Source organism: Paenibacillus sp. 1A_MP2 (genome assembly GCF_052244825.1).
Lineage (GTDB): Bacteria > Bacillota > Bacilli > Paenibacillales > Paenibacillaceae > Paenibacillus > Paenibacillus vandeheii.
This window is the reverse complement of record NZ_JBQQCS010000001.1, coordinates 6321307-6338694: the sequence shown is the minus strand read 5'-3', so window position 1 is coordinate 6338694 and position 17388 is coordinate 6321307. Positions and strand designations below refer to the sequence as shown.

At 47.3% G+C, this 17388-nt stretch carries 14 protein-coding genes and 1 pseudogene; 13 read left to right on the top strand and 2 right to left on the bottom strand.

What is annotated here, in order from left to right; all coding sequences use genetic code 11:
* Window positions 1-98: 98 nt before the first annotated feature.
* The gene (locus ACTWJ7_RS31220; RefSeq protein ID WP_301880839.1) at window positions 99-1439 is read right to left on the bottom strand and encodes a lytic polysaccharide monooxygenase; all 1341 of its coding nucleotides are present in this window, start codon (window positions 1437-1439) and stop codon (window positions 99-101) included.
* 549 nt (window positions 1440-1988) lie between these two features.
* Here ACTWJ7_RS31220 and ACTWJ7_RS31215 point away from each other — a divergent pair.
* The 3 genes from ACTWJ7_RS31215 to ACTWJ7_RS31205 all read left to right on the top strand — a co-directional run bounded on the left by ACTWJ7_RS31215 (window position 1989) and on the right by ACTWJ7_RS31205 (window position 5428).
* Window positions 1989-2318: an ArsR/SmtB family transcription factor gene (locus ACTWJ7_RS31215; RefSeq protein WP_024631312.1), complete on the top strand. Its 330-nt coding sequence runs from the start codon at window positions 1989-1991 to the stop codon at window positions 2316-2318.
* 170 nt (window positions 2319-2488) lie between these two features.
* A complete protein-coding gene (locus tag ACTWJ7_RS31210) occupies window positions 2489-4264 on the top strand; it encodes a SulP family inorganic anion transporter (RefSeq protein WP_301880838.1) in 1776 nt (591 codons plus the stop codon).
* 165 nt (window positions 4265-4429) lie between these two features.
* Window positions 4430-5428, top strand: coding sequence for a phosphotransferase (locus ACTWJ7_RS31205; protein WP_443146213.1), 999 nt, complete (start codon window positions 4430-4432; stop codon window positions 5426-5428).
* A gap of 82 nt (window positions 5429-5510) precedes the next feature.
* On the opposite strand, the gene ACTWJ7_RS31200 is transcribed toward ACTWJ7_RS31205, so the two are convergent.
* Window positions 5511-6500: a DUF4003 family protein gene (locus tag ACTWJ7_RS31200; RefSeq protein ID WP_079350447.1), complete on the bottom strand. Its 990-nt coding sequence runs from the start codon at window positions 6498-6500 to the stop codon at window positions 5511-5513.
* Window positions 6501-7033: 533 nt separating this feature from the next.
* On the opposite strand from ACTWJ7_RS31200, the gene ACTWJ7_RS31195 reads away from it, so the two are divergent.
* The 10 genes and pseudogenes from ACTWJ7_RS31195 to ACTWJ7_RS31150 all read left to right on the top strand — a co-directional run bounded on the left by ACTWJ7_RS31195 (window position 7034) and on the right by ACTWJ7_RS31150 (window position 17382).
* Window positions 7034-8374 (top strand): serine hydrolase domain-containing protein, encoded by a 1341-nt coding sequence (locus ACTWJ7_RS31195; RefSeq protein WP_443146212.1) that lies wholly within the window; start codon window positions 7034-7036, stop codon window positions 8372-8374.
* 116 nt (window positions 8375-8490) lie between these two features.
* Window positions 8491-9006, top strand: a complete 516-nt coding sequence (locus tag ACTWJ7_RS31190; protein ID WP_443146211.1) for a hypothetical protein — start codon at window positions 8491-8493, stop codon at window positions 9004-9006.
* A gap of 55 nt (window positions 9007-9061) precedes the next feature.
* Entirely contained in the window at window positions 9062-9736 is a 675-nt protein-coding gene (locus tag ACTWJ7_RS31185; RefSeq protein WP_301880835.1) for a response regulator transcription factor, read from the top strand.
* A 145-nt stretch (window positions 9737-9881) separates the two neighbouring features.
* On the top strand, window positions 9882-11084 hold the full coding sequence (locus tag ACTWJ7_RS31180) for a sensor histidine kinase (RefSeq protein ID WP_443146210.1): 1203 nt from the start codon (window positions 9882-9884) through the stop codon (window positions 11082-11084).
* A 176-nt stretch (window positions 11085-11260) separates the two neighbouring features.
* Window positions 11261-12112, top strand: coding sequence for a helix-turn-helix domain-containing protein (locus tag ACTWJ7_RS31175; protein WP_024631304.1), 852 nt, complete (start codon window positions 11261-11263; stop codon window positions 12110-12112).
* Between the two features lie 172 nt (window positions 12113-12284).
* The gene (locus tag ACTWJ7_RS31170) at window positions 12285-13151 is read left to right on the top strand and encodes a DUF6923 family protein (protein WP_079350443.1); all 867 of its coding nucleotides are present in this window, start codon (window positions 12285-12287) and stop codon (window positions 13149-13151) included.
* A gap of 42 nt (window positions 13152-13193) precedes the next feature.
* Window positions 13194-14561 carry an ABC transporter substrate-binding protein gene (locus ACTWJ7_RS31165; RefSeq protein WP_301880834.1) on the top strand — a complete coding sequence of 456 codons (1368 nt, stop codon included), beginning with the start codon at window positions 13194-13196 and terminating at the stop codon, window positions 14559-14561.
* A gap of 130 nt (window positions 14562-14691) precedes the next feature.
* Window positions 14692-15582, top strand: a complete 891-nt coding sequence (locus tag ACTWJ7_RS31160; protein WP_301880833.1) for a carbohydrate ABC transporter permease — start codon at window positions 14692-14694, stop codon at window positions 15580-15582.
* 152 nt (window positions 15583-15734) lie between these two features.
* Window positions 15735-16513 (top strand): annotated as a pseudogene (locus ACTWJ7_RS31155) (carbohydrate ABC transporter permease).
* Window positions 16514-16527: 14 nt separating this feature from the next.
* Complete coding sequence (locus ACTWJ7_RS31150; protein ID WP_079350441.1) at window positions 16528-17382, top strand: metallophosphoesterase family protein; 855 nt, start codon at window positions 16528-16530, stop codon at window positions 17380-17382.
* The last annotated feature ends 6 nt before the right edge of the window (window positions 17383-17388 follow it).

Here is a 17388-nt window from a genome sequence, read left to right as displayed (position 1 = left end):
TTTTGCATGATGTAATAAAGCCGGTCCCATGAAAATGGACCGGCTGTGGTTATAATCAGGATCTATATGAAATTCTTTTAAATCCTCAGTCAATCCCGTTATTGCAATTGCCAGAGGGTTGGTGTTGCCGAAGGGATCCAATCCACTTGAGACTTGTGTGTAAGGAGGCATTTATACGTCAAACCATTGTAGCTGACGATGGTACCCACTGTGTACTGGGTGTTGGTTGCCCATGCAGGTGCAGTTGAAGCTGCGGCTGTTTTACCGCTGACCGTGCTTGCAGCTGATTGGTTGCCTGCCGCATCAACAGCATAAACCGAGAAGTTGTAGGTCGTGTTTGCTTCAAGATTGGTTACTGTATAGGACGTTGCCGTCCCGGATGTCGTTGTAACTAAAGTAGAGCCGTTGTAAATTTTATACCCTGTCACTCCTACATTATCCGTGGATGCCGTCCACATCAGCTGGATGCTGGATGCGGTCGGTGTTCCCATCACATGCAGCCCGCCTGGAGATGTCGGTGCAATAGTGTCATTAGCGGGAGGTGCAGTTGTGGTAACGCTTACAATATTACTGGCTGCAGATTCGTTGCCTGCTGCGTCGACTGCTTTGACAGTGAAGGTGTAAGCTGTATTTGCTGTCAGCCCCGTTACCGTATAGCTTGTAGTTGTACCGGACACATTCCCAACCAAGGTAGTTCCGTTGTAAATTTTATATCCTGTTACACCTACATTATCTGTGGAAGCCTTCCAGGATAAGGATGTGCTCGTAGCTGCAGTTGCAGTCGATACAAGAGAGGCTGGAGGTGTTGGAGCTACATTGTCAACCGGATTCGTCCCAGCGAAGTTCACGTCGATGACATTATAAAAGGCGTTGGGAGTATCCGCAACCTCCCAGACAGCTAGAATCACATGATAACCACTACGTTCGGGTACGTTGCAAGAGTTGGTGTAACTAAACGGAGGTTGCTTTCCGTCATAGGCAACGGAACAGAACGGTGTCAGGTCAAACGAATCACGGGATAGAGGTGCATTCGGATTCCAGTTCGTTTTCGTAATATAATATTTCCAGCTTGCTGTTGAATGGTTAGCTGTTAGCTTCCAAGTAAACGTATTACTGCCACTAGACATATTCACTTTCGACCAACGCGTAGCGGATTGCTCATCGAGCTTAGGGAACACACCGTTAGCACTTGCAATGTGGCCGTCCGTAGGTCCAGCACCAGGGAAGCCCTTAGGCGCTTCAAGACTTTGGGGCTCATACACGATACTGCCGCAATCCTGATTGACCCCCGAAGCACACAGTGCAGCGCGGCTTGCCGGCCCTTCTACATAGCCATGTGACAACGCCTTTGGACTGTTGAACAGCATGCTTACCGTTGAAAGCACCAGCAGACAGCAAATCAATAATAGCTTGGAAGACGGTAAAATGAATCTGAACATTAGATAGCCTCCTGTATCATTTTTTTATATAAACTCAAGTAAGAGCTTATATCGTAATTAAGGAAGTGCTATACCATTAGAGATTGATTAATAAAGAAATCGAGATACATGCAATTTTAAATGTTATTTCTAAAGTTATTGTAAAGGACGCACATTTGCTGAACAAGGATAAATTTGATAGATAATCCAGTTATTCAAGACTTAGGTAGTTATACAAAAAAGCTTGTGCGGAGAGATCATCTCTCCACAAAGGCCTTTATTTCCGACTGGATCGATAAGTTAATTTGCTATAAACGAAAGTGGATATAAGGACATCAAAAACAACGATTTAATGTTGAATAATATCAATGATTTTTCTCTTTGCATCCTTTTTCAGGAATAGGAAAAAGCACAAAGACATGATTCATTTTTGGATAAAAAGTCTGAAGTATACTTCAAGGTCAAGGCAGGGAAATGACACTTGCTCTTCGTGTTGGCTTGCTGCTCTTGTTGACTTATGTGTGATATTATATTCATACATTCAAAAGTTTGAATAAAGGGGCATTACGTATGAATCAAAGCATTCAACAGTTCAAAGCTGATTTTTTCAAAGCACTGGCGCACCCGATGCGGATACAAATTCTGGAGTTGCTTAGTGATGGAGCGAAAAACGTCAATGAGTTGCAAAGTATTCTCGGATCAGAAGGCTCCGCCGTTTCACAACAGTTGGCTGTGTTACGCAGTAAAAACGTTGTCCAGGGAATCAAGGAAGGAACCACGGTTATCTACTCACTTCGTGACCCTCTAATCAAGGACCTGCTGACAGTCGCCAAGCAGATTTTTGATAATCATCTGGTCGACGCCATTTCGATGCTTGAAGACATTCGAAAAGATACTTAAACACAATAAACAAGGGGAACCGGGAGGCAAGTGCAGGGAACTTCTTGTTTTTTTGCGTTATGATCTGGTTGGCAAAAGTGAGCATTACGATTGACAGGGGCCGTCCTTGGGAGTAGTCTTTTTATTATATTCAAATATTCAAATATATAAAGAAAAGAAGGTTAAAATAGATGAAATGGATGGGGAGATTTGCAGGATACAATGCATCCGCTTTTCGCAAGGATTTGTTATCAGGGTTGATTGTGGGCATTATTGCAATTCCGCTGGGAATGGCATTTGCTATCGCTTCCGGAGTTAAGCCGGAGTATGGCTTGTACACGACAATTATTGCAGGGATTCTCATTTCCTTGCTGGGTGGGTCCAAGTTCCAGATTGGCGGGCCGACAGGTGCATTTATTCCGATTCTCTTCGCAATCGTGATGCAGTACGGATATGAAAATTTATTGATTGCCGGGATTATGGCCGGAATAATGCTGGTACTAATGGGGCTGTTGAAGCTCGGTGTGTTAATCAAATTTATACCTCGGCCAGTGACCGTCGGTTTTACCGCTGGTATCGCCGTCATTATTTTCAGTGGGCAGATTGCTAACTTTCTGGGACTGAGCAGGATTGAGAAACATGAAGATTTTTGGTCCAACATGAAGGAGATCGGGATGCATATCTCAACCGTTAATTTATACAGCTTGCTGACAGCAGGCAGTTGTCTGGCTGTAATTTTGCTTGTGCCGAGATTTGCACCAAAGGTGCCTGCATCACTGGTCGGGCTGGTACTATCGACGGTAGTCGCAGCGTTCTTTTTTGAAGGCCAGGTTGCTACGATTGGATCGTCCTTTGGCGCCATACCAAGCTCCTTGCCTCAGTTTCATGTGCCGGAGATCACTTGGGAGCGAATCGTGAACTTGCTACAACCGGCCTTTGTTATCGCCATGTTGGGTGGAATCGAATCGTTGCTGTCTGCTGTTGTTGCCGATGGCATGACTGGAAGTCGCCATAACAGCAATCGGGAGCTGATTGGACAGGGGATTGCTAATATGGTGACACCACTATTTGGGGGTATTCCTGCAACAGGGGCGATTGCGCGTACGGCTACGAATATTAAATCCGGGGCTGTATCACCATTGTCGGGGGTTATTCATGGCGTAGTGGTCCTGCTGGTACTTGTTCTATTCGCACCGTATGCTTCGCATATTCCACTTGCCAGTATGGCTCCAGTCCTGATGATGGTTGCCTGGAATATGAGTGAACGGAGATCGTTCATACATGTGTTAAAAACGAGAACAAGCGATTCGCTCGTGTTACTCATCACCTTTTTGCTAACTGTATTCACAAGTTTAACAACGGCTGTAGAGGTTGGATTGATTCTGGCTGTTCTGTTATTTGTGAAGCGCATGAGTGAGATGTTGAAGGTTGCCAAAGTGCTGCCTGATCCCGACCATAAGCACGAAAAAGTAATGGCTCACATGGTTCATGACGGTCATGACTGTCCTCAAATGAGCATGTATACGATTGAAGGTCCATTATTTTTTGGAGCAGCGGACACGTTTGAGAAATCGGTCATGGATTCAATTCATCGGCGGCCAGGCATTTTACTGTTGCGCATGAGTAAAGTCCCCTTTATCGACACCACAGGTGAATCCAATTTGGCCAGTATATTGAAACATTTTGAGCGATCAAACGGAATAGTTCTATTTTCTGGAATCCAGGCCCAGCCGATGGAGATGCTGAAAAGAACGGGTTTGGCTGAACGAATAGCTCCTGACCATATGTTTGAGCATACAGGTGAGGCAATCGATTATGCTTTATTACATCTGGATCATCAGAAATGCTTGGGATGCAAACATTTTGCCTTTCGTGAATGTGCCACATTGTCGAGCGCAGGGGCTCTTCCTGAGCGTAAAGGTGTGCTGGAGCCGGGGATACGAACCAAGGCAAATAGCCCTGTATAATCCGCTGAATAGGGACGGAACGTTAGGGGAGAGGGACTATTCTTTTAATAAAATATACATTCTGGAAAATAAATGAAAAATATACTATATTATAGGTTGATAGATGAGAGATTTATTTATTCTGTAACTAGAGTAAAGATCATACCAAACATAAGGAGCATACATATGTTTAATCAACCGACTGCTTTGCGTTCAGTGCTCAACCCTAAATATCTGGAGTTTGCATTGAGGGATCAGTATGAAATCGGAACTTGGGAAGAATGTTTGTTTTGGCTGAGGGGGTTAAATGATACCTACCGGGTACGTACATCTACTGGCATGTATATTCTTCGTGTCTACCGTTCTGAAATTACGGAAAACGACGTACGTTACGAACTATCCCTGTTATCTCAATTAAAGGGCATTCTAGGTTCATCTGTACACACCGATATTGGAGAGTACATCGAGAAGAAAGATCGCAGCGGATATACCGTACTGGATGCCGCAGAAGGCAGACGAATGGCCGTAATGTTTCGCTACATCGAGGGGACGGAGAATAATCTTGAGGATGAAGAGTCATGTTACAAATTTGGTCAATCTGCCGCTGAATTGCATAACGCCATGGATCACGCGGTTGCAGAGCTGCCACGATATGAGTTGGATACGAAGTTTCTAATTGACGAGCCTCTTGAACGAATCATTAACTACATCGGTGAGAAAAATGAAGCATCAACATTTCTACATACGTTTGCCAGAGAGTTAAAAGAACGCATCGTCGTCGCTACCAAACAAGGTTTGGATACAGGGCTGTGTCATGGTGATATGCATGGGAACAATAACGCTTTTCAACAGGACAGTCAGTTTATCCATTATGACTTTGAGTGGGCGGCTAAAGGCTGGCGTTCTTACGACCTGGCACAGGTCAAGGCTCGGAAGAGACAGTCTGGTGAGCAGAGAGAAGTATTATGGAATGCGCTCTTGAAGGGCTATCGTTCCATTCGATACTTCTCTACACAAGATGAAAAGGCCGTAGATTTATTCATTATTGCTCGCAGATTTTGGGTTATGGGTCTGGATGTTGCTTTTATTGAGAGTGATATGGGTGCACTGGATTATGGTTCGGATTGGCTGAATAGTTTCATTGAGGAGTTTCGTGGCACGGGTATCGTGGGGAGTAGTAACTAACAGCAACGCTGTATTCAAATGAAGAAGGCCTTCTGGAGGGTACCAGAGGGCCTTCTTATTTTTTATGAATACTTCAGGACCTCTAGCTCGATGAGGACGAAGCAACGACGGCAGCCGATGTTGCAGCAGCGGCCATGGCCGCCTGTTGGGCAATGATAATGTTGGTGATGCTAGTGGAGATAGCTGTGGTCAGAACGCCGTTTCGCAGATCCTCCACATATTGCACTGCCACCAGCGAAGACGAGAGCAGCAGCAATTCCTGTTTGTTAATCGACCAGGCACCAAAGCCTTTCTGTGTACGCAACAATTCAAACGTTTCCTCAACTTGTGCTACTAGCGTATCTCGGTCAGCAGGCAGCAGGGAGAGTATCCCCAGGGAGGGCAGAGTGTACATTTTGTCCATTCGTATATCCCGCCTGCGGAATGCTTCGTTTAATGCGAGTACACGAGCGCCCGCGTCCGGATTGTCATCTCCTAAGACCAGCACCTGCGTTAATGCCTGCACGCTATTCCCCGGCGAGAACTCAGGTTTGAGTTCAGTATAGAGGTGCTCCATACGAGTTACACCGGATTCCACGTCAAGATCGGAAAGGGCCAGCATGGCAGCGAAAATATAATCGTCCTGTCCAGTAAGAAAGCGGTGCTGGGCTTTCATGTGATCGTAAAATGTTTTGGTTCGTTCCACCCTATGCTCGAACTGGTCCGGCTTCGCGTGAGCTGCAATCTGATAGGCCGCAATGACCAGATAATCAGATGTGCGAAATTTGTTCTTTTTCATCAGATCATAGATCAGAAGGGTATCTGCCAGTTTCGTTTCCTGTTCTTTCGTAAGCGAGAGCATGGTGGCGATGCTAATCGCCGAATTTCCCCGGAAGACTGAAAAGAGATTCGTGTTTTGCTTGATCAATTCATGGCTTTGACGGATGGTATCACCATCGGCTTGTTTATTTTCCGCTGCATATAGCAGGGCCGCCAGACGGTGCATCATCACATTTTGCCACTTGAATGATTTTTTGATGATCTGATTGTTGGAAACGAATAGTTCGACTCGTGCTACATGTTGCTCTTGCATAAGCAGACCTCCCGAATGATTGGACCTTTTCTCCCCAGTCTACTATAAATGCATATGCTTACACAGCGCTTAATTTGGTGTACCTCACCGAGTTGAACGGGACTATTTCAATATGTTCTGCTCACCATGGTCCAGAGGCCATCTGTTCATTAAAAATGGCATCCCCTAGAAGTTTATGGATTTCCTCTCAGGCAGCGAATGCCGTGATTTTCACGGCGGTCATAAAATTTCTTATTTCTTGATATACAATCTGATGCTATTACATTAATAAAGCTAACAAATGAACGGCCCCAATTATCCCCATGGGGTAAATAAATGATCTGGAATATGTATTCTTAAATTCATTACGAGGGTGCTTCTCGAAAAATAGGTCTCCTTTTCTAATACAATCTTCCTCTATCTTACTGAAGTTAATCCTCTTTGGCAAATAATGACAAAAATGTTCACGCTCCGTTCATACGTTCTTGATATGCTCTCGAAAGAAAGCAAGAGGAACCGTTATTAAAAAATATGCGGAGTGGTGGAGGTTGATTATGTCATCGTCGATTAGGAAGATTTTTGGCAAAATGATGGTACTGGTGTTGTTATGCATTACATTAGGAGCAATGGGGTTAGGGACAATGTCACCCGTAGCGGCTGCGGTATCTGCTCCCGGATTGAATTCCAGTAAATTGGATCAGAGAGCTGCTGCGAACCTGGATGACAAAGCTCAACTAGCAGCATTCATTGATGGGATGATGGATGTACAAATGAACTCCTTACAAATTCCGGGCGCAGTCATTTCGATTGTGAAGGATGGAAAGGTTCTGCTCTCCAAAGGATACGGACATTCGAACATCGAAGAAAATAAACCCGTTGATCCCCAGACCAGCTTGTTTCGTATCGCTTCGACAACAAAGTTGTTCACATGGACCGCTGTGATGCAATTGGTCGAGGAGGGAAAGCTTGATCTCGATACAGACGTCAACACCTATCTAAAAACGGTGAAAATACCGAAAACCTATGCGGAGCCGATTACGTTACGCCATCTCATGACCCATACCGCAGGCTTCGAGGAAGGCGGTGTAGGTTATCAGATCACTACCGATCCGGAGAAACTCCCCGTCTCTATTGCTGAAACCATGGCGAAGCATATGCCTGCACGGGTTAAGCCTCCAGGCGAGATGCTGGCGTATTCCAATTATGGTGCCTCACTCGCGGGACTTATCGTCGAAGAAGTCAGTGGTGTTGCCTATAATGACTATATACAGAAAAATATATTTGATCCGCTGGGCATGAATTATGCTACGGTAGAGGAGCCTGTTCCAGCGCCTTTGGAGCCTTATGCGGTGCTAGGATACGCCCGAGCCAATGGAGAGTTTGTAACTAAGCGGCCAACGTTTGAGGGAGGCTTCCGGCCTGCGGGATCAGGCAGTGTCTCGGCGAACGATATGACTCACTTCATGATTGCCCATCTACAGGACGGGCGATATGAGGATAAGCAAATTCTCAAGCCGGAAACCGCCAGGCTTATGCATTCCCCGGCATTCCAGTTTGACGAACGTTTACCCGCCATGGATCTGGGCTTTTACGAGTTGAATATGAATGGATTGCGTGTGATCTCTCATGCAGGGGCCGACGAGCTGTTTAATACAGAGCTTTATCTTGTACCGGACAAACAAATGGGTATTTTTGTTTCCTATAGTGGAGGGGAAGGTGGAACGGCAGCGGGAGGGTTGGCCCAAGCCTTTTTTGATCGTTACTATCCTGCCCAGACGGCTAAGCAGCCTGCTGCAACCTCTATTGAATTGGGGAGCCTCTGGAGAAATATGCAGGTTCCTATCAATTCACACGTCGTAATCACACGAAGATCGATACGTTTTTCAGTTTTCTGACTCAGATCAATATTGAGGTTTCGGATAACCGGCTCTTTATTGGAAGTGGTGCAGATCAGCAAGTATACACTGCGATTGGCGTGAATTTATTCCAGGAGGTCGGAGGCACACATCAGATGGGGTTCCGTACGGATAAAGAGGGCAAGGTCACGTATCTGTTTTTGGATATGTTGAACCCAATGCCTCTGGAACCTGCGCCATTGATGAATCAATCGAAGTTCTGGCTCCCATTGCTCGGTATTTCGGCCGTTCTGTTCATCACCGTATTGGTGGGAGCGATTTATCACAGACGCGAAAACAAAGAGATGCCAAGGGTGCAGAAATGGGCAGTCCGGCTGTCGGTCATGACGTCTATTTGGTCATTGATGACCCTGGGTGGAGCATTTCTGGTGATGAACATGGATTTGATCGATCGACTCAGCCACATTCCACTATCTTTGCGTCTTTACCTATTCATGCCTCTGATTCTTGTGGGATGGAGTGTGGCGCTTGTAACAATGAACATCCTGGCATGGAAGAACCGCTATTGGACGTTACCGAAGCGTGCGCACTATACGTTCGTATCCCTAGCAGCAGTAACCTTGTGTTTATTTTTCTATCATTGGAATCTGTTAGGCTGGCATTTTGGTTGAACCCTCCACCCAGTGTGGAAGAGGAGAAGAAAGATATGGGAGGCCTGCATTTTATATGACCCAAATCCTTGTCGTGGATGACGATGTGCATATTCGGGAGCTAATTACCTTATTTTTGCGGAATGAGGGATTTGAGATCGTAGTGGCTAAAGACGGTGCGGAAGCACTGGAGATTGTTGAGAAATCCCAAATTGATCTGGTCATTCTCGATATTATGATGCCACGATTGGATGGTTGGGAACTATGCAGGGAGATCCGGCGCATGGATCTGAATATGCCGCTCTTAATGGTTACAGTGAAGGGGGAATCGGCTCAGAAAGTAAAGGGATTCCAGCTTGGAACAGACGATTATTTGACGAAGCCTTTCGATCCTCTGGAGCTTGTGATGAGAGTCAAAGCCTTGCTGAAAAGGTATCTGATTGTCTCCTCCCAAACCATACAGCTAGGTGGCATTCTGCTAAATCGCCGCAGCTTTCAAGTGATCCGGGGAGAGGAAACGCTCAATCTGCCTTTAAAGGAATTCGAATTGCTGTTCATGCTGGCGAACCAGCCCGGGCAGATTTTTACCCGGGAACAGTTAATTACGAAGATCTGGGGGAGCGACTATGAAGGGGATGACCGGACGGTTGATGTTCACATTAAGCGATTAAGGGAAAAATTTGCTGGCGATGCACACCATTTTCAGATTGAAACGGCCCGCAGCTTGGGCTACCGGTTAGTGATCACATGATCAAAACCTTATATGTTCGGATTATTTGCACGTTTTTGGTCGTCATCATCTTCAGCCTGCTGACCTCTTTCTTCCTGGGGCTCTTCCTGTTCAAAAAGAAGTTAATCATATCGGACAGAACGATATGATTGCAGCAGGGGAGGAGATGATACATCTCTATGAGCAAACGCAACCTGAGGACAGGGATGCCTTCATCAAAAGTATGGTGAAGGTATCCACCTATCCCATTCATCTATATGACGCTTCCGGCAACGCAACGTACTATAATCTGGACAATACGGATACGGTTCATATTGCACCAGAGGTGGTTCAAATGGTGCTGCAGGGCCACGTCTATCGATCTCCGGCTGAGGTGGATCAGACCTTTATCGGCATTCCTTTTCCATTCCAGGGGGAGTCACACGCCGTGTTTATGCAATATTCCCCGCAGAACGAAAATATCATTAATCGGATGGTCTTCCTGATATTATTACTCGCACTGTTTATTGGAAGCCTCTGTATCCTTATTGCTGCAAGGTACTTGGTGAAACCGATCCAGGTATTGACACGGGCAACCAAGCGGCTGGCGAAGGGTGATTTTGACGTGGAAATCCAAACGAAACGTGTGGATGAAATGGGGGCTTTGACGCACAGTTTTAATGAAATGGCGAGTGAGCTTAAACAGCTGGAACAGATGAGACAGGATTTTGTTTCCAGTGTATCTCATGAGATACAAACCCCGCTCACATCCATTTCCGGTTTTGCCATGGCGATGAAAAACAGTAGCCTGGTCGCGGAGGCTGACCGTAATTATTACCTCGATATTATTATTACAGAGAGTGGACGGCTATCCAGACTTAGCGACAATCTGCTGGAGCTTGCATCGCTGGACTCGGATCATCATCCATTCGAAGCCACCACGTATCATCTTGACGAGCAGATTCGGCAAATTATCGTGACCTGCGAGCCGCAGTGGTCCGCCAAAAATATTCAGGTTCATCTGGAACTTACAGATACGATTCAAGTTACAGCGGATCGGGACCAGCTAAACCAGGTTTGGATGAATCTGCTGGGGAACAGCATGAAGTTTACGCCTGCAGGTGGGCATATTCATATACGCACGACTCAGTTAACGAATGAAATTCTCTTCACAATAACGGATACGGGCATAGGAATAGCGCCAGAGCAGCTGGATTATGTGTTTGATCGATTTTATAAAACAGACCTGTCGCGAAACCGCAGCATTAGCGGTAACGGCCTGGGTCTCGCGATCGTCAAGAAAATAGTGACACTGCATCAGGGAACTGTCGAAATCAATAGTCAGGTAGGTGAAGGTACGACGGTGATGGTTCATCTGCCTTCAGGATAAAAGTAAAGAAAAATTCAGGGCTGCTAACATTCATTTGTTGGCAGCCTGTTTTTGTAAGACAGATCGTCAAACCAAATGTAACAGTGCCGCTTCACATTCAAAATAGTGAACTCTTTTACCCACAGTTTATACATCCCGCATAGTAGGTTGCTAACGTGGTGAAAAGGGGTGATAGGATGAGAACAATCGAAAGAGTGTATCCGGCCGACAGCAAACCTGTACTCACAAGCCAAGCCCTTGGATGGGATCATCTGCAGGTGGCCCGGTGGCCCAGTCCTCAGCATGCTGCCGGGGGGCTTACCGGAACGAAGCATCAGATTGGTATCCATTGTTCGGCTTATTATGAGAATTACTACACCATTCATATCCTTCCTGCAGGAGAACCCGTTCTTTGTTCCTGGGGAAAGGCTTCACTATATTTTTTGCAAATTGAAATTCCCCCTTCATATCTGGAGCACATCGCGCGCGAATCAGGATTGCTGAAGGAAGGGTTTATTCAGTTGCAGCTAAAGTATTATGTCAAGGACCCCAAGCTGCTGCAACTAGGCCTCTGGCTGCTCGAAGAGCTACAGAATGGTGGCAGACAAGGGAAAATATACAGTGATTCACTCTCCAATATGCTCACCTTGCATCTCCTGAACCACTATTCCCAGGTATGCACGGGGAGTACGCCCTCCAGAATGACTACCAATCAGGAAATCTATCAGTCCATTGAATATATGAAAGAAAATCTGGAGGCGGAGCTCTCCATTCAGGAGCTGGCCGACCGGGCTGCCCTCAGCCTGTCCCATTATATTCGGCTGTTCAAACAGCAGACGGGGCATACACCCCATCATTATCTGATTCGCTTGCGGATTGAATATTCCAAGCTGCTAATCAGCAAGGGAGAATACGGTTTGAAGGAAATTGCAGACCGGGCCGGCTTCTCGGACCAGGGCCACTTCACCAGAATGTTCAAGCGAATCGCTGGAACGACGCCCAAACAGTATATGAACGAGGTCTCTGCAAACCGGATTATTCTAAAATGATTGTTTTGTTCAATAAAAACAGCATTTTGTCCAACAGACGTCCTTATCCTGAACGCTACAATATGTTTAAGCCAAGCGGGCAGTGAGTTCTGCTGGCTAAAACGGAGGTTACTGCTTCTATAATGGACGAGCCACTATAGAAGCAGGCCCACAATTCAGGAGGAGTCCATTAATGAAACTGAACAAAGTGTCTGGTTGGGTCTGTGCTGGAGTCTTGCTTGCAGGTTCTTTAACATCTGGTGCATGGTCGGTCCCCGTCGCGGCTGAAGCTGCGGATTATGCAGTAGCCGCTCAACAGGCAGCCGAATCCTGGCATGAGGTGTCCAAGCAGACTTTTTGGCTTACCGATGCCTTTGAGCGCGGCCAAGGCGTCACAACAGACGGAAACTCATGGATTTTTAACTCCCAGCTTGGTCTGCTCAAGACGGCACTGGACGGCAAGACGGTGCAGGCGCGAAATGCAGTTGCCATCCCCGCTGAGATAGCTCTAAAGGGCGGTGATCACATTGGCGACATTTCGTATTACAACGGGTTGATCTATGCTCCGATCGAAGACAGCAAGAAATACGAGCATCCTTACATTGCCGTTTATAATGCCTCGACCCTTCAATACACCGGAATCTCCTATGAACTTCCGCTGAACCTTCATCCCGGAGGGGTGCCCTGGGTAGCGGTGGATGCCGCTCGCGGCCAAGTCTACACAGCCCAATGGAACAATGCGCCGGTACTGAATGTATTTCGTCTCAGTGACATGACCTTCATCAAAACGGTACCGCTTAGTCAGACTATTGATCGCATTCAGGGTGCAGAGATGTATAACGGTGCGCTGTACGCTTCTTCCGATAACAATTCACAAAAATCCGTCTACCGGATTGATCCGGAAACCGGAGCTGTCACGCTGGCCTTTGACCGGAATCTTGGAAGCAGCAATGAAGCGCAAGGCATCACTGTACTTCCCACGGCAGATGGTGCGGTCCTGCATATCCTTGATGTAGGCTCGAATCGTGTAAGCATGAATTTCAGACATTACGCATTTTAATCAGGGCCGTAAAAGCTCTGCACATATGAGGGGAGAAAATACATGCTAAAGCAGGGTAGAATGATGCTGATTGCGCTTGGGTTAACGTTCATGTTGACCGGCTGCGGTCAGGGAGGGGCCAGTGAAGCGGATTCAAAGGCGGGAACAGCTACAGCGACTTCAACAACTGAATCCGGCAACGCTTCAGTTGAGACATCCAAGGAGCCGGTTGAAATCTCGTTTTATTATCCGGTCAACGTCGGTGGTCCGCTCACCAAGGTTATAGACGGAATGACGAATTCTTTTATGGAGAAGTTTCCTGATATTAAAGTTAAGCCGGTCTATACCGGAAACTACGGGGATAATACGATCAAAATTCAGGCAGGCGTTCAAGCCAGCCAGCCGCCGGATGTGGCTGTAATGATGTCCACCGAGCTGTACAGCATGCTGGACACGGAAGCGATTATTCCACTCGATGATTTTATTGCGAAGGATGCGGATTACAACAAGGATGACTTCTATCCGGCCTTCGTGGAGGATACCCAAGCGGATGGACATACCTACAGCATACCGTTCCAGCGAAGCACGATCATTCTGTACTACAACAAAGACATGTTTAAGGCAGCCGGGCTTGACCCGAATAAGCCGCCGACCAATTGGGATGAGTTGGTGGAATATGCCGGAAAGCTGAATCGTGATGGACATACGGGGCTGGAGATTCCGGGCAATGACGATTCCTACTGGATGTTCCAGATGCTTGCCCGACAGAATGCGAGCGATCCCAAGCAGAGCATTATGGGCAACGATGGCAGGAAGGCCAATTTCAATACGCCTGAGAACGTTGAGGCTCTGCAATTTTGGCTTGATTTGTCCCGTAAGTACAAGGTAATGCCTGAGGGAGTTATTGATTGGGCGGCTACGCCAACTGACTTTATTGAAGGCAAGACGGCTATGATGATGCACACCAGCGGCAATCTGACGAATGTGAAAACCAATGCCAAATTCGACTTCGGTGTAGCCTTCGCACCCGCTAATAAGCAATACGGATCACCTACGGGCGGGGGAAACCTGTATATTTTCAAGGATACGACTCCCGAGAAACAGGCAGCAGCCTGGGAATTCGCCAAGTTTATGACTGCGCCTGAGCAGGCTGCACTGTTCAGTTCGTCATCCGGTTATGTTGGGGTGCGAGAATCGGCCTATGATACGGAAGCAATGAAGACCTATACCGATGGCTTTCCGCAGGCACTCGTTGCCCGCGACCAGCTGCAGTATGCGTTCAGGGAATTATCCACACATAACCATGGCAAGGTGTCTTCGGCTTTGACGAACCAGATTCAATCCGCGCTGGCTGGCAAAATTGATGCGGCCGGAGCATTGAAGGCCGCGCAAGAAGAGGCGGATCGTGTGCTCGCTCCTTTTAACAAATAAAGCTGCTGCATTCAAGTATTCAGTATGAAGAGAGCCTGGCGGGAAGCCATTCATATGCCTCCCGCCCATACCTCTTTATAAGCGGCGAATGGAAAAGCAAAGCGCATAATGTATAAGGGGGAGTTAGGGCATGAATACCCGCTGGAACGAGAAGCTTAGGCGCAACGGGTTTGGGTGGGCGCTTGTACTGCCATCTCTTCTGTTTCTTGGCATGTTCACTTATTATCCGATGCTTAAATCGGCATGGCTCAGTCTGTTTGAGCAGAATTTGGCTGTTCGCACTCCCGTATTTGTCGGAATGGACAACTATAAAGCTTTGCTGCATGATCCTATTTTTGTTGAAGTGTTCAAAAATAATATTTGGTTTGCTATGGGGACAGTTCCTGTGTCTATGGCGCTGGCCTTTGTAATGGCATTATTTGCTGATAAAGCAATCCGTGGCAAAAGCTTGGTCCGAGTTTCTTTTTTCTACCCGAATATGATTCCAATGATCGCCGCTGCGAGCATTTGGCTGTTTCTTTATATGCCTCAGTTTGGTTTATTTGCCCGGTTTGCTTCCTGGTTCGCAGGCAGTGAGGTGAATCTGCTCGGCAATCCGGATACGGTGCTGGGCTCGCTGATCGTAATGACCGTCTGGAAGGAAGCGGGATACTTCATGATCTTTTATCTGGCTGGTATGCAGCAAATTCCGAAAGATTTATACGAGTCCGCCTCGGTAGACGGAATCAGTGCGTGGACGCAGCAGCTGCGAATCACCATTCCACTAACGATGCCTACGACACTGTTTGTCACCGTTGTGGCGATCACGAATGCGTTCAAATGGGTGGATCATCTGTGGATGATGACCAAGGGAGGGCCGGATCATGCCAGCAGTCTGCTGTTGTATTACATCTATGAGACGACCTTTAGTTACAATGACCAGGGGATGGCAGCGGCCATGACCGTGGTAATGATCGTTCTGCTCCTGATTATATCCTGTCTTCAGTTTGCCGGATGGGAACGCAAGATTCATTATCAGTAAAATGTGGAGGGGGATGGACAATCATGAAGAATACAGCCGACCTGTCCTTGTCCGTCAAAACGATGAAGAAGAAGGACAACCTGTCGCTGGACAGGAAGTTCCAATCCGCACGGCGCCGCCGGATCGCCGGACAAGTCGTTTGGCATACAATCATGTTGTTGTTTGCTGCCGTGTGGCTGATTCCGCTGATGTGGATGGTGCGCAATGCCTTTCTTCCCAGAGAGGCTTCCATTGGTGCCGGCTGGTCCTGGCAATTTACGCTGGATAATTTTAGTCGGGTATGGGAAGGGGCACCGTTCGGACAATACATGTGGAATACGTTGCTGGTGACCGCAGGGATCTTCGCGGTTCAGATTTTCACATTGACACTGGCAGCGTATGCGTTCGCACGAGTTGCGTTTGTGGGACGAAATATTTTATTCATGCTCTTTCTTGTGCAGATTATGGTGCCGGCAGATGTACTCATTTTCTCTAATTATCAGATCATTAACGAGTTGGGACTGCTGGATACCAAGATCGGGGTTATGCTGCCTTATTTCGCCTCTGCCTTCGGCGTTTTTCTGCTAAGGCAAGCCTTCAAGCAGCTTCCCAACGAGCTGGAGGAGGCTGCGCGTGTGGAGGGCTGTTCCTCGCTGGGCATTTTGCTTCGGATTTACATGCCGCTGTCAAAGCCCGTCTACCTTTCGTTTGCGATCGTTTCCATCAGCTTTCATTGGAATGACTTTCTCTGGCCGCTCATTGTGACGAACTCCCGGAGAATCGTCTGCTGACGGTAGGGCTGGCCATGTTTGCGAAATCAACCGAAGCAGGTGCGCAGTGGACGGATGTCAGTGCAGCTACGCTGATCGTGACGGCGCCGATGCTGATTGGCTTTCTGGTATTCCAGCGGCAGTTCATCAGCAGTTTTATGCATTCGGGCATCAAAGGATAAGGGAGAGATTGAGGATGAGATTGATTGTAATGGGGGATTTACATTATCCTGCTCTGTTAGTTGATGCAGATGACCAGATGATTGAGGCAAGGGATGCTTTTTATACAGCGTATTTGGCAGAATTTCTGGACTTCTCGGCGGACTATCATATATCTATTGGTGACCTGACACATGCCGGTGAACCTTTGGAATTCAATTTTATTATGAGCAAAGTTCAAAAGGCGCTGCCGCAACGGAGATTTCTGTACGCGCTGGGCAACCATGACACCCATGCCTGTTCCAAGGCCGAGCTTGAAGCTACAACCGGACAGAAGCGTTATCTGGCCATTGAAGAAGAAGAGGCGGTCCTGCTGGTGCTGGATACTGCCCGCGAGAATCCCGACCACTGGGGCGGCATGATGGATGAAGAACAGATGGATTGGCTGCGCGGACAGATGAACAAGTATGGACAGAAGACGCTGCTCGTCTTTGCCCATCATCCTGTATACGATACAACGGCCAGATCGACAGAGCCGATGATGTCTCTTGATCCGGAACTCGACCTATGGTCTGTCCTGAAGGAGCATCAGGGTCAGGGCATTTACTTTAACGGACACAATCATGTTCAGTCTGTCATCCAGCGAGACCAGTGGCATTTTGTACAAATCGCGGCTGTGCCGGATATCCCTGCCGTGGTGCTCGTCAACCTTCAGGACCAGCAGATGAGCATACATACGGTTGAACTGCAAGGCGCGAACTATCAGGAACTGGCGAGGACGTTTGTCAAAGGGTTGTATGATTATGAGCCGCATCCTGATGCCAAAGGCGACCATGATTCAACAGAACTGATCTTTACGTTATTGTCTGGCAAGAAAGAGATGACGCCATGAGCCGCA